This window comes from Martinezella miluonensis, from assembly GCF_900094545.1.
Lineage (GTDB): Bacteria > Pseudomonadota > Alphaproteobacteria > Rhizobiales > Rhizobiaceae > Rhizobium > Rhizobium miluonense.
The window spans coordinates 41461-54310 of the sequence record NZ_FMAH01000032.1 but is presented as its reverse complement, the minus strand read 5'-3'; the positions used below and the strand labels follow the sequence as shown (position 1 = coordinate 54310).

9 protein-coding genes are annotated in these 12850 nt (G+C 59.7%); 7 read left to right on the top strand and 2 right to left on the bottom strand.

Annotated elements, in window-relative coordinates:
* Positions 1-91: 91 nt before the first annotated feature.
* Both GA0061102_RS22575 and GA0061102_RS22570 read left to right on the top strand, forming a co-directional pair.
* Positions 92-1771 (top strand): formate--tetrahydrofolate ligase, encoded by a 1680-nt coding sequence (locus tag GA0061102_RS22575; protein ID WP_092853418.1) that lies wholly within the window; start codon positions 92-94, stop codon positions 1769-1771.
* Positions 1772-1955: 184 nt separating this feature from the next.
* Positions 1956-2795 (top strand): protein-L-isoaspartate O-methyltransferase family protein, encoded by an 840-nt coding sequence (locus GA0061102_RS22570; RefSeq protein WP_092853416.1) that lies wholly within the window; start codon positions 1956-1958, stop codon positions 2793-2795.
* On the opposite strand, the gene GA0061102_RS22565 is transcribed toward GA0061102_RS22570, so the two are convergent.
* Positions 2792-3589 (bottom strand): extensin-like domain-containing protein, encoded by a 798-nt coding sequence (locus tag GA0061102_RS22565; RefSeq protein ID WP_092853414.1) that lies wholly within the window; start codon positions 3587-3589, stop codon positions 2792-2794. The genes GA0061102_RS22570 and GA0061102_RS22565 overlap by 4 nt on opposite strands.
* Before the next feature lie 276 nt (positions 3590-3865).
* Here GA0061102_RS22565 and GA0061102_RS22560 point away from each other — a divergent pair, with 276 nt between their 5' ends.
* The 5 genes from GA0061102_RS22560 to GA0061102_RS22540 all read left to right on the top strand — a co-directional run bounded on the left by GA0061102_RS22560 (position 3866) and on the right by GA0061102_RS22540 (position 12083).
* Complete coding sequence (locus tag GA0061102_RS22560) at positions 3866-6097, top strand: TonB-dependent hemoglobin/transferrin/lactoferrin family receptor (RefSeq protein WP_167668039.1); 2232 nt, start codon at positions 3866-3868, stop codon at positions 6095-6097.
* Positions 6098-6519: 422 nt separating this feature from the next.
* Entirely contained in the window at positions 6520-8043 is a 1524-nt protein-coding gene (locus GA0061102_RS22555; protein WP_092853410.1) for an ABC-F family ATP-binding cassette domain-containing protein, read from the top strand.
* Between the two features lie 256 nt (positions 8044-8299).
* Complete coding sequence (locus GA0061102_RS22550) at positions 8300-10489, top strand: anthranilate synthase (RefSeq protein ID WP_092853408.1); 2190 nt, start codon at positions 8300-8302, stop codon at positions 10487-10489.
* Between the two features lie 128 nt (positions 10490-10617).
* Entirely contained in the window at positions 10618-11328 is a 711-nt protein-coding gene (locus GA0061102_RS22545) for a TIGR02117 family protein (protein ID WP_245298107.1), read from the top strand.
* A 119-nt stretch (positions 11329-11447) separates the two neighbouring features.
* Entirely contained in the window at positions 11448-12083 is a 636-nt protein-coding gene (locus GA0061102_RS22540; RefSeq protein WP_092853404.1) for a glyoxalase superfamily protein, read from the top strand.
* Between the two features lie 39 nt (positions 12084-12122).
* Here GA0061102_RS22540 and bluB read toward each other — a convergent pair whose 3' ends face one another.
* A complete protein-coding gene (gene bluB, locus GA0061102_RS22535; RefSeq protein ID WP_092853470.1) occupies positions 12123-12806 on the bottom strand; it encodes a 5,6-dimethylbenzimidazole synthase in 684 nt (227 codons plus the stop codon).
* Between the last annotated feature and the right edge of the window lie 44 nt (positions 12807-12850).

Here is a 12850-nt window from a genome sequence, read left to right as displayed (position 1 = left end):
TTCGCGGAAGACACCGCATCGCTCCTATTCACACCGGAAACTTATTGGTTTATCCCGACATGCGAATGACCGTGTGTTGGGGGCAAGTTTAATGGCGACCGTGGCATCTGACATCGAAATCGCGCGTGCGGCGAATAAGCTGCCGATCATCGAGATTGGTGCCAAGCTCGGCATTCCGGCGGAAGATCTGGCGCCTTACGGTTATGACAAGGCAAAGATCGGTGCCGGCTTCATTGCGGCGCAGGCCGAGAAGAAGGATGGCAAACTGATTCTCGTTACGGCCATCAATCCGACACCGGCGGGTGAGGGCAAGACCACCACGACGGTCGGCCTCGGTGACGGCCTGAATCGGATCGGCAAGAAGACGGTGGTCTGCGTGCGCGAGGCTTCGCTCGGCCCCTGCTTCGGCGTGAAAGGTGGCGCGGCTGGCGGCGGCTATGCGCAGGTCGTGCCGATGGAAGACATCAACCTGCATTTCACCGGCGATTTCCATGCGGTCACCTCCGCCCACAATCTTCTCGCCGCGCTGATCGACAACCATATCTATTGGGGCAACGAGCAGAATATCGATATTCGCCGCATAACCTGGCGCCGAGCTATGGACATGAATGATCGTGCGCTGCGCGATATCGTTTCCTCGCTTGGTGGGGTTGCCAATGGCTTTCCCCGCGAAGGCGGCTTCGACATCACCGTGGCCTCCGAAGTCATGGCGATCCTCTGCCTGGCAGCCGACCTCAAGGATCTGGAGAAGCGGCTCGGCAGCATCATCGTCGGCTATCGCCGCGACCGTACGCCCGTCTACGCCCGCGACCTGAAAGCCGATGGCGCCATGGCCGTGCTCTTGAAGGACGCGATGCAGCCTAACTTGGTGCAGACGCTGGAGAACAATCCGGCGCTGGTACATGGCGGCCCCTTTGCCAATATCGCCCATGGCTGCAATTCGGTGATCGCCACACGCACGGCATTGAAGCTGGCCGACTACGTGGTGACGGAAGCGGGCTTCGGCGCAGATCTTGGTGCCGAGAAGTTCTTCGATATCAAGTGCCGCAAGGCCGGCCTCTCGCCGGATGCGGCGGTCATCGTCGCGACTGTGCGGGCGCTGAAGATGAATGGCGGTGTCAAGAAGGAGGGTCTCGGCAATGAGAATGTCGAGGCGCTCGTCAAAGGCTGCGCCAATCTCGGCCGGCATGTCGCCAATGTCCGCAAGTTCGGCGTGCCCGTCGTCGTTGCCATCAATCACTTCGTTTCGGATACCGAGGCGGAGATCGAGGCGCTGAAGAATTATGTCGCGCGCCTTGGCGCCGAAGCGATCCTGTGCCGTCACTGGGCCGAGGGCTCGGCCGGCATCGTTGATCTCGCGCATAAGGTGGTGGAGCTTGCCGAATCCGGCCAGGCGAAATTCCAGCCGCTCTATCCGGACAATCTTCCTCTCCTGGAGAAGATCGAGATCGTCGCCTCGAAGATCTACCATGCCGGTGAGGTAACCGCGGACAAAGCCGTGCGCGATCAGTTGCGGTCCTGGGAAGACCAGGGCTATGGCCACCTGCCGGTCTGCATGGCGAAGACGCAATATTCCTTCTCGACGGATCCGAACGTTCGCGGCGCGCCAGAAGGGCATATCGTGCCCGTTCGCGAGGTGCGGTTGTCAGCAGGCGCCGGCTTCGTCGTCGCCATTACCGGCGAGATCATGACAATGCCGGGCCTGCCGAAAGCACCGGCAGCCGAGAGGATTTTCCTCAATGATCAGGGCTACATCGAGGGACTGTTTTAAGTTCAGAATTTGATTCAACTCCCAGCACAGTCCGGTGCTGGCGCTTGCCGGCACCGAAGTCGTCGGCGAGAAGAATCGTCATTGCCAGGCGCATCGAAGCATCTGCGCCGTTGACGTGGCAGAAATCGCTAGCAAGATCATTGGCGGGTATCGACATCATCGCATGTGACGATGGAGGCAGATCGTGACCGCAGGTAGCCGCGCCAGTCTGGACGAAATACGCGCCTTCCATGCGAAGATGATGGCCGCCGCCAGCAACTCCTCGGATGAGAGGCTGGAGCAGGCCTTCAACATCATCAGGCGAGAAGCGTTCATGGGCCCGGGGCCGTGGCAGATTGTGGTCAACAGGCGCTATCTCCAAACGCCGGGCGACGATCCCGCCTTTCTCTATCAGAATGTGCTTGTTGCGCTGGATAGAGCAAAGGGGATCAACAACGGCGAGCCGTTCCTCCATGCGGCCTTCATTGGTGCGGTCGCTCCGGGGCCCGGCGAGACGGTCATTCATATCGGAACGGGAACAGGGTATTATACCGCTCTTCTGTCGACGCTCGTGGCGCCGGGCGGCCATGTTTACGCTATCGAAATCGACAGGGCATTGGCGAAGCGGACGCGCAAAAATCTCGCTTCATTCGAGGGCATTTCCGTCATTCACGGCGATGCAACCTCTTTGGAGTTGCCGGATGCCGACCTGATCTATGTGAATGCCGGCGTCGTCGCGCCGCCAGTGTCGTGGCTGCAGGCGTTGCGGCCCGGAGGCCGGATCATCATACCGTGGCATGCCAATGACAGGATCGGCCTTGCCGTTCGCATTACCCGCACGGAGTGGGGGTATGATGCTCGGGCATTGATGCCTGCCTATTTCATTCCTTGCGTCGGGGCATCGGATCCAGCTCAATGCAGCAAGGTTCCAACCGTTCCAGGCGCCTGGTCCATCCGATCGGTCTGGCTGACGCGTGATCGCGCGCCCGATGACACCGCGGTCGCGATCTATAGGGATCTGTGGTTTTCAGATGCCTTCGCCTAATGACAATATCGGAAGCCGCCATTCCTTTCGAGCACATCCAGATGGAAATGCGTTTCGTGGGCGGCGTCGCTCTCCGGGTCTAAAACGGTCGTGAAGTAGAGGCAGGCCGAAGCGCTTGCCGCGCGCTGGAATGCGCCCGTTAGGGTCGGATCTTCGCGCCTGGGTTCGACGCCGATGGTTTTGCCATTTTCGAAAGTGAAGCTGGCGATATCGATGGCATTGCCGCGGGCATGTTCAGAAATCTTGCCGGCAGAAGCATTGTTGCGCAGACGGCAGATATAGGTCGATGCTTGATTGATCGTGACGATCTTGCCGTTCTCCAGTGCGGCAGCGGAAGAGATGACGCTTGTCTTCATCCATTGAGCGAGCGCCAGCGCGGTTTCGCAACGCATCTTGCCCTCGGGTTTGAGTTCTATGCCTGGCAGCGGCGAGGCGAGGGCGATGGGCTTGTCGATACCGCAGCCATTGCCATCGTCAATGCGTGGGATTTCCTTAAGGGTCGCGCCCATGGCGGTCAGTTTCGTCATGCAGGCGATGTGCTCTTCGTCCGGTTCCGAGGCAATCGTCAACGGCGGGCGAGGCGGCCCCTGCATCTCGCCAGTAGCCGACTGATCTTCTGGGGCCGCCGGCTCCTCCGAAGACACTGCCGGCTTTGTCATAGGGATCGGCGGGGTCTCGGCCGGCTGCTCCTGTCCGCTGTCCGGCTTTTGTTCCGGTATCGGACCGGTTTGCGGAAGGGCAGCGGCCATAAGCATAAAGATCGTAGAGCTTAGTGAAACGATTCTGAACAGCATCAAGTAAATCAGCCAACTCTAATGATGATGCCGATAGAACGCCTGAGGTGGTCGTTTCGTTGCAATTCAGCAACTTTCTCGGTTTGGCTTTAAACATGATAATTTTATTCATGATTATTCGCGCCGAATATATTGACAATAATAGTCATGTTTTCTATGCGGCAGAAAGAAGGCGGAATATTTCCGTCCTGTTAACAAAACTAACCCAGCCAGCCCCTTGTCTGCTTCCGATGCAGCAACCAGCCAGCCCGGTGAAGCAGTTCGAAAGGAATGGTTATGGTTGTCCGGCGCTACCGCTCGACCCTATTGGCATGCACTGCGTTTTTCGCCCTTGGGCTGGCGACGACGTCATTTGCGCAAACAGCAACCCAAGCTGATGCTGCGACGGGCGAAGCTGCCAAAAGCGATCGTGTGACCAACCTGAAGCCGATCGTCGTCAAGGGTAAGGCCAAGGCGACGCAGGATGCGCTTGCCGACTCACCGACCGCGAGCGAGACGACGGCAAAGGAAATCGACGACAAGCAGATCACGCGTATCGAGGATCTCGGTCGGAGCACCGAGGTTGGCGTCGGCTTCAATCGCACCACGGGTGGCGTCAACATTCGCGGTCTTGGCGACGATCGTGTGCTGACGACGGTCGACGGCATCGAAATTCCCTATCTGCTCGACGCGTCCCGCGATGCCAAAGGCGGTATCAACAGCTTCGATTTCAACGCGCTTTCCAGTGTCGACATCGTGCGTGGTGCCGATTCCAGCCGCGGCGGTTCGAGGGCTCTCGGCGGCGCCTTCGTGCTGCGCACGCTGGAGCCTGAGGATCTGATCGCGCCCGGTTCTACCTGGGGTGGCGTCTTCAAGCTCGGTTATAACGGTGATGACCGGAGCATCGGCGGGTCCGCGGCGATTGCCAAGCGCATCGACAATACAGCCGTTCTTTTCGAGGGTGGCTATACGCGTGGTCACGAGCTTGAGAACAACGGCGATATCGGCGGCTATTCGACCAAGCGCACGGAGGCGGATCCGGCCGACTACAATCAGAAGAGCGGCCTCTTCAAGATCCGGCAATATACCGATATCGGCACATTCGGCATCACGGCGGAGCATTACAACAAAGACAAGACCATCGATGCGATGCATCTGCAGAGCCCGACCGGCAACTTCCGGCCCGGCAACTACGATCAGACCGACAACGTAGAGCGCAATCGCATCTCGCTCGATTACAAGTATGAAGCAGAGAGCGCCGATTCTCTTGTCGATACCGCCAATGCTGTCTTCTATTGGCAGAATCTCCTGCGTGAAAACGGTGTCAAAGGCTACCGCTACACCTCCGTCATCGGCGACTATTGGCGCCGCAACGAAATGGAGAACCGCAGCATCGGGTTTAGCGGCAATGCGTCGAAGTCGTTCGACACCGGCGGCCTGCATCACAAGGTCACCTTCGGTCTCGATACGTCTTTCGGCAAGATACATCAGTACTCGGCCGGCAAGGATAGCTGCGCCAACCCGCGTTGGGCCTTCTCTTGCTCGTTCCTGCATACCAACCAGTCCGACATGCCCGATGTGGACAGCAAGCGCGTCGGCGCCTTTATCGACGACAAGATCGAGTTCGGCTCCAGCGACTTCTCGCTGACGCCGGGCCTGCGCTTTGACTGGTATGACTACTCGCCGAAGAACACGGCCGCCTTCCGTGACAGCGCCAACTATCAGGGCCTGCCTGCCGGCCAGTCGGACAGCCGCATTTCGCCGAAGCTGCGCGCTTCGTACCAGCCGCAAGACAATATCGAGCTTTACGCGCAGTGGGCCATGGCCTTCCGTGCACCTAACGTCAGCGAGCTCTACGTGAACTACGGCGTGCCCGGCGGTTACGTGAACTATGGCAATCCCAACCTAAAGCCCGAAACCAGCAACGGCATCGAAATCGGCACCAACCTCGGCGATGACGATTTCGGCGGCCATGTCGGCGTCTTCTACAACAAATACAAGAACTTCATCGACACGTCGCGGTCGAACGATCCGACCGGCACCTACCCGCTCGGCATTACTGAATACTTCAACCGTGCCAATGTCCGCATGTACGGTGTCGAGATGAACGCGCACAAGAAGTTCGACAACGGCATGCACATCAAGGGCGCTCTTGCCTACGTCAACGGCAAGGACTCCGACACCGGCCAATGGATCGACTCCGTCGCCCCGGCAAAGGCGGCCTTCACGGTCGGCTATGCCACCGAAGTCTGGGGAACGGATCTGACCTTCGTCACTGCGACCAGCGAGCCGAAGAAGACCGGCGATACCCTGCGCGCGCCCGGCTACGGCATCTTCGATCTGACGGGCTGGTGGGAGCCGGAGCAGGTGAAGGGTCTCACCATCCGCGGCGGTATCTACAACATCTTCAACAAGACCTACTACGACTCGCTCAATTCTCCGTCCTACGCAGGTTCGCAAACGCAGCGGGCTTCTTATTATTCCGAGCCCGGCCGGACCTTCAAGCTGACGCTGACCCAGCGGTTCTGAGCTGTTACATCGACGCGGCAAACTCAGGCGGTGATTCGGCACCGCCTCTTTTTTGCTCTTTTGAAGAGATGCGGGAGGGGTTGCGCAATTGCAAATCGCAGTCTCCGGTGTTATGGGAAGCGCGCAGTCTTTAAACCTATTCAGATAAAAGAGAGGAGGACCGTATGACAAAGATAGTCTGGCATATTCGCCAGTTCGGTCCGAATCGTGCCCTGCAGATGCGTTTGCAGGGCTGATCAGAGGCTGTAACTCACTCATTTCTTCTGGTCTGCCCTTTTGGGAGACGTGGGCTCACGCTTTTGTGCGGCCGCGTCGTGACATCTTTCGAGCATTGGCCGGCATATGGCCAACCGCATCTGCAGCGCGGCAGGAGGAGCCGCCGGCGATGTCGGGAGAATGCTCGAGCAAGACCGGAAAAGACCATGGCTCTGATCAATCTCCGCAATCTGGGCGTCACCATGAGTGCGCCTTTGTTTTCCAATCTCAACTTCACCGTCGATGCCGGTGATCGCGTCGGCATCGTGGCCGCGAACGGACGCGGAAAAACCACGCTGCTTAACTGCATAGCGGGCAGGCAGGAGCCGACGACCGGCGATATTACCCGCGCCCGAGGTCTCCGCGTCGGTTACGTCGAGCAGAATGTGCCGGCGAACCTGCTGGAAGTTTCCTTCTACGATGCCGTTCTCCGCGCGTTGCCGAAAGAGCAGGTCGCGAGCGAAAGCTGGCGCGCCGACGTCACCCTTGATTCCCTTGATGTGCCGGCGGCGATGCGGGAGAGGGCCCTTGCCCAGCTCAGCGGCGGCTGGCAGCGGCTTGCCATGCTTGCCCGCGTATGGGTAACGGAGCCCGACGTGCTGCTACTGGACGAGCCGACCAACCACCTCGATCTCGCCAAGATCGCGCTGCTGGAGGATTGGCTGAATGCGTTGCCGCGTGACGTGCCTGTGATCATCGCCAGCCACGACCGCTCCTTCCTCGATGCCGTTTGCAACCGGACGCTTTTCCTGCGTCAGGAGCAGCCGCAGAGCTATGCGCTGCCCTATAGCCGGGCGCGGGCGGCGCTGGATGAGGTCAATGCTTCCGATGAGCGCCGTTATCAGAAGGAGATGAAGACGGCGCAGCAGCTGCGCAAGCAGGCGGCCAAGCTCTATAATCTCGGTGTCAATTCCGGCAGCGATCTGCTGACCGTCAAGACGAAGCAGCTGAAGGCGCGGGCCGAGAAGCTGGAGGACGGCGCGAGGCCGGGCTACCGCGAACGCTCTTCCGGCTCGATCAAGCTCACCAATCGCGGCATCCAGGCCAAGGTACTTCTGACGCTGGAGGATGCCGCGGTAACGACGCCTGACGGCGCGCTGCTGTTCAAGACAGGGCAGCAATGGATTTGCCAGGGCGATCGCATCGTGCTGCTCGGGCAGAATGGCGCCGGCAAGACGCGCTTTGTCGAGATGATCCGCAGGGCCATCGCCGATCCGTCGAGCGGTGGAGCGATCAAGCCGACGCCGTCGCTTGTGCTCGGCTATAGCGACCAGGCGCTCTCCAGTCTCGGCCAGGACGACGCGCCGCTCGGGATGATCACGCGCCTGTTCGAGCTCGGTGAGCAGCGTGCCCGCACCGTGCTTGCCGGCGTCGGAATCGCCATCGACATGCAGGGGAAGGAGATCGGCCGTCTGTCCGGCGGGCAGAAGGCGCGGCTTGCCATGCTGGTGCTGCGGCTCACCAATCCTAACTTCTATCTATTGGACGAGCCGACCAACCATCTGGATATCGACGGACAGGAGGCGTTGGAGGGCGAGTTGACGGAAGGCGAGGCAAGCTGCCTGCTTGTTTCCCATGACCGCAGTTTCGTGCGCTCGGTCGGCAACCGATTTTGGCTCATCGACCGGAAGCGACTGGTCGAGGTGGACAGTCCGGAGGAGTTCTTCGAGGCGGCGAGGGGGCAGGAGTAGGAATATAGGATGGGCAGAGACGCAAAATCGTTTCTGCCCATTGCCGAGATTGCGGCTTGCGCATCACCTCATCTCACGCTAACAATTCCCGCCATGAACATGTCCTTGAACAACATTGCAGTTTGGTGGTGGGCGCGCTGAGGCGGCCTCGACCAATCGTGTTCAAAGACGACGAGTGAGCCGCCCGAGATTTCGAGGCGGCTTTTTTGTTATATTGGCCGCCTGTCATCCGGGCCTGACAACGGAGTGAGGAACAATGGTAACGATCCTTCGGGATGATGGTGCGGAAATCTACGAGACGAAGGGCGGCATTACCGTCACCCGGCAGCGCCGGCCGACGCCCTATGCGGATGCCGTATCGTCCTATATCGACAAGCTCGACGAGCGCCGTGGCGCGGTCTTTTCCTCCAACTACGAATATCCTGGCCGCTATACGCGTTGGGATACCGCCATCGTCGACCCGCCGCTCGGTCTTTCCTGCAATGGGCGCGATGTGTGGATCGAAGCCTATAACGAGCGGGGCGAGGTCATTCTCGGCTTCGTCGCGGAAAAGCTGAAGACGGTTTCCGAAGTCATCATCGGCACTTCGACGCCGCGCCGGCTCGATCTGACGGTGAAGACGCCGGATCGGGTCTTTACCGAGGAAGAACGCTCGAAGATGCCGACGGTCTTCACCGTGTTGCGTGCTGTCACCGAGCTGTTCTATTCGCAGGCCGATGCCAGCATCGGTTTCTATGGCGCCTTCGGCTACGATCTGGCGTTCCAGTTCGACGCCATCAACCTGAAGCTCAAGCGCCCGGACGACCAGCGCGATATGGTGCTCTATCTGCCGGACGAGATTCTGGTGGTGGACAACTATTCCGCCAAGGCCTGGATCGATCGCTACGACTTCGCTAAGGACGGCCAATCGACGGAGGGCAAGTCCGGCGAGATCATGCCCGAGCCGTTCCGCCACACCGACGCCATTCCGCCGAAGAGCGATCATCGCCCGGGTGAATATGCCGAGCTGGTGGTCAAGGCGAAGGAGAGCTTCCGCAAGGGCGATCTTTTCGAAGTCGTGCCAGGCCAGAAATTCATGGAGCGCTGCGACAGCAAGCCGTCCGATATTTCCAAACGCCTGAAGGCGATCAATCCATCGCCCTATTCCTTCTTCATCAATCTCGGCAATCAGGAATATCTTGTGGGAGCATCGCCCGAAATGTTCGTGCGCGTTTCCGGCCGCCGCATCGAGACCTGCCCGATCTCGGGCACGATTAAGCGCGGCGATGATCCTATCGCCGACAGCGAGCAGATCCTGAAGCTTCTGAACTCCAAGAAGGACGAGTCTGAGCTGACCATGTGCTCAGACGTCGATCGCAACGATAAGAGCCGCGTGTGCGAGCCGGGCTCGGTCAAGGTCATCGGCCGCCGTCAGATCGAGATGTATTCGCGCCTGATCCACACGGTCGACCATATCGAAGGCCGGCTGCGGGACGACATGGACGCTTTCGACGGCTTCTTGAGCCATGCCTGGGCCGTTACGGTAACGGGCGCGCCGAAGCTTTGGGCCATGCGCTTCATCGAAAACCACGAGAAGAGCCCGCGCGCCTGGTATGGCGGCGCGATCGGCATGGTCGGCTTCAATGGCGACATGAACACCGGTCTCACGCTGCGCACCGTGCGCATTAAGGACGGCATTGCCGAAGTGCGGGCTGGCGCGACGCTGCTCAACGATTCGATCCCCGAAGAAGAAGAAGCCGAAACCGAACTGAAGGCCTCCGCCATGCTTTCCGCCATCCGTGATGCCAAGACCGGCAATTCCGGCAAACAGCAACGTGACGTCGCTTCTGTCGGCAAGGGCGTGAAGATCCTGCTCGTCGACCATGAAGACAGCTTCGTCCATACGCTGGCGAATTACTTCCGCCAGACGGGCGCGACGGTTTCGACCGTGCGCACGCCGGTGCCGGAAGAGGTCTTCGACCGGCTCGACCCCGATTTGATCGTGCTGTCGCCGGGGCCTGGCAATCCGAAGGATTTCGATTGCAAGGCGACTATCAAGAAGGCAAGGGCGCGCAACCTGCCGATTTTCGGCGTCTGCCTGGGCCTGCAGGCAATCGCCGAAGCCTATGGCGGCGAATTGCGCCATCTGGCGATCCCGATGCATGGCAAGCCCTCGCGCATTCGCGTGCTGGAACCCGGACTGGTCTTCTCCGGTCTTGGCCGTGAAGTGACGGTCGGTCGCTATCACTCGATCTTTGCTGATCCGTCGAGCCTGCCGCCTGAATTCACCATCACCGCCGAAAGCGAAGATGGCACGATCATGGGTATCGAGCATGTGAAAGAGCCGATTGCGGCCGTGCAGTTCCACCCGGAATCGATCATGACGCTCGGCGGCGATGCCGGCATGCGGATGATCGAGAATGTGGTGGCGCATCTGGCGCGGCGAGTGAAGACGAAGGCTGCCTGATGCGCGCGAGCCATCGGCTCCGCAGTTTGAACGCCCCCAGCGCTCAGAAAGAGTGCATGGGGGCGTTTTTGCCTTGAAAGAGCCAACAAGCCGCGGAAGACATTCAATGTCGGCGGGGGCTTCGGTCGGTGATTTCAAGGATAGTCAAGGGCGTTTTCTTCGCCATGCTTACCGTCGTGACGGTCGTCGGCATTGGCATCGTCGTGCCGCGGCCACTCTGGCATGACGAGCCGGTTGGAAAAGCCGAGCGCTCGCAACAAATCCTCATGCTCAGCAATCCCATCCATACGGATATTGCCATCCCCGTCGACGGCGATCTGATCGACCGTTTCGCATTCTTGCGGACAGCCGGGCTCGATCTCGACAATCCGAACCTGCGCTATCTCGTTTTCGGCTGGGGCGGCCGGAGTTTCTATACGGAGACGCGGACATGGGCTGATTTGAAGACTGGTCCTGTTCTGAAGAGCTTCGCTCTGGATCGTTCAGTCATTCATGCGGAGCTAGCGGGTGATATTCCCCTGAATGCGCCTGGCGTCACGGCGATCGGCATTGATGCCGACGGGCTGGAGCGGCTCGAGCAGTTCATTCTCGGCAGTCTCGAGCAGACGGATAATCGACCAAGCCCGCTGATCGGCAGCAATTATGGACCGAATGATGCGTTCTTCGAGGCGCGGGGATATTTCAACGCGCTGATGGGATGCAATACTTGGACCGCGGCCGCGCTGAGGCAGGCGGGACTGACCTCCGGCTTTTGGACGTCGTTGCCGTGGATGCTGCGATTGTCCTTGCGCCTGCACAATAAGGATGAGCGTTTCGCTGCGAGCCAAGCTCTGCCGTGAGGCAGTTTGACTTGCTGCAGGTTGTACCCTAACCTCTCGGTCGTTCCTGTGGGGCACATCGGCATTGGGGCCGAAAGGGCTAGGCCTGCCCGCTGATTATCCCCAGCAGGAGTCTGCCCATGCCAACCCTTGATACCTATCGCAAACAAGCCAAGCTGCTGATGCGCTGGCACCGTGATCGTGATTATTCCATTGGCGGAAGAGTACGAACGCTCGACCGCTTCAAGGCGCTGACGGATCGCGAGATCCTCGAGATGAAATTCCCTTTGACCCTGGCGCAGGAGATCGTTGCGGTCGAAGCGGGGCACAAGAACTGGACCGAGTTGAAGGCCGTGGCAGTGGATGCGCCGAAGATGCCGGCGGCATCATCGGAACCGCCGATTTTCAAGAGCGTCATTCCGATCCTTTTTGTGCGGGATGTGACCGCCAGCGCGTCTTTCTTCCGGGAGAAGCTGGGCTTTGCAGCAGAATTTCTGCATGGCGCACCGCCGTTCTATGGAGCGGTGTCGCGCGACGGCATCTGGATCCACTTGCGGCTTGTCTATGAGCCCTATTTTGCTGCTGCGGCGGCAAAGGAGGGGTCGCTCATTCTCGCCTCTATCGAGGTTTCGAATGTTCAGGGATTGTTCGAGGAGTTCAAGGCGCGGGATGTCGAGTTCGCGCAACCGCTCGCCAAGCAGGCCTGGGGCGGCACGGACTTTCATGTGCGTGACCCGGATGGCAATGTGATCTCGTTTGTTACGTTCAGATCGTAACACCTTGATCCGTCGAGGGTTGCCGCAGAGCGGCGGCCCTTACATATCATCGCAATCCTGCCAGCCTTCCTCGAAGACAAGCTTGTCGAGCGGCAGCCGCTCGCGCCACCCTTTCACGGCAAGTTCCGGCATGTCGTAGAGCTCGTCGACATAGCCGATGCAGAGCCAGGCGACGATCTTCACATGCTCGGGTATGCCGAGGATCGATTTGATGGCGTCTTCATGGAAGATGCTGACCCAGCCGACACCGACGCCCTCGGCTCTTGCGGCAAGCCAGAGATTCTGGACGGCGCAGACGGTCGAATAGACATCGGTTGCCGGGTTATGCGTGCGGCCGAGCACGACCGGGCCGCCGCGCTTGGTATCGCAGGTGATGCAGATGCTGAGCGGCGCCTTTCGGATACCCTCCAGCTTCAGCCGCTGATATTGCGCGCGGCGATCACCTTCGAACATGCTGCAGGCTTCCTCATTGGCCTGGTGAAATGCCTGCCAGACGCGCTCGCGCGTCTCCGGCTGACGGATCAGGATGAAGTTCCATGGTTGCATGAAGCCGACTGATGGCGCCGAATGGGCCGCCTCGAGCAAGCGCCGGACGAGGTCGTCGGGCAGAGGATCAGACCGGAACTGGTCGCGTACGTCGCGCCGCGTTTCGATAGCGCGATAGACCGCCCTGCGCTCGTCCTCCGAAAAAGCGCCAGCCGAGACCATATGATGATCTGACATGTTTGTTGGGGTGGATGTCATGGTGTCGGCGGTGTCGTCAGGAA

What these genes read in the sequence shown, in the direction of transcription:
- GA0061102_RS22560 (WP_167668039.1), top strand. Translation starts at nt 3,866, where the DNA reads ATGGTTGTCCGGCGCTACCGCTCGACCCTATTGGCATGCACTGCGTTT.
- GA0061102_RS22565 (WP_092853414.1), bottom strand. Translation starts at nt 3,589, where the DNA reads ATGCTGTTCAGAATCGTTTCACTAAGCTCTACGATCTTTATGCTTATG.
- GA0061102_RS22550 (WP_092853408.1), top strand. Translation starts at nt 8,300, where the DNA reads ATGGTAACGATCCTTCGGGATGATGGTGCGGAAATCTACGAGACGAAG.
- GA0061102_RS22540 (WP_092853404.1), top strand. Translation starts at nt 11,448, where the DNA reads ATGCCAACCCTTGATACCTATCGCAAACAAGCCAAGCTGCTGATGCGC.
- GA0061102_RS22575 (WP_092853418.1), top strand. Translation starts at nt 92, where the DNA reads ATGGCGACCGTGGCATCTGACATCGAAATCGCGCGTGCGGCGAATAAG.
- bluB (WP_092853470.1), bottom strand. Translation starts at nt 12,806, where the DNA reads ATGTCAGATCATCATATGGTCTCGGCTGGCGCTTTTTCGGAGGACGAG.
- GA0061102_RS22555 (WP_092853410.1), top strand. Translation starts at nt 6,520, where the DNA reads ATGGCTCTGATCAATCTCCGCAATCTGGGCGTCACCATGAGTGCGCCT.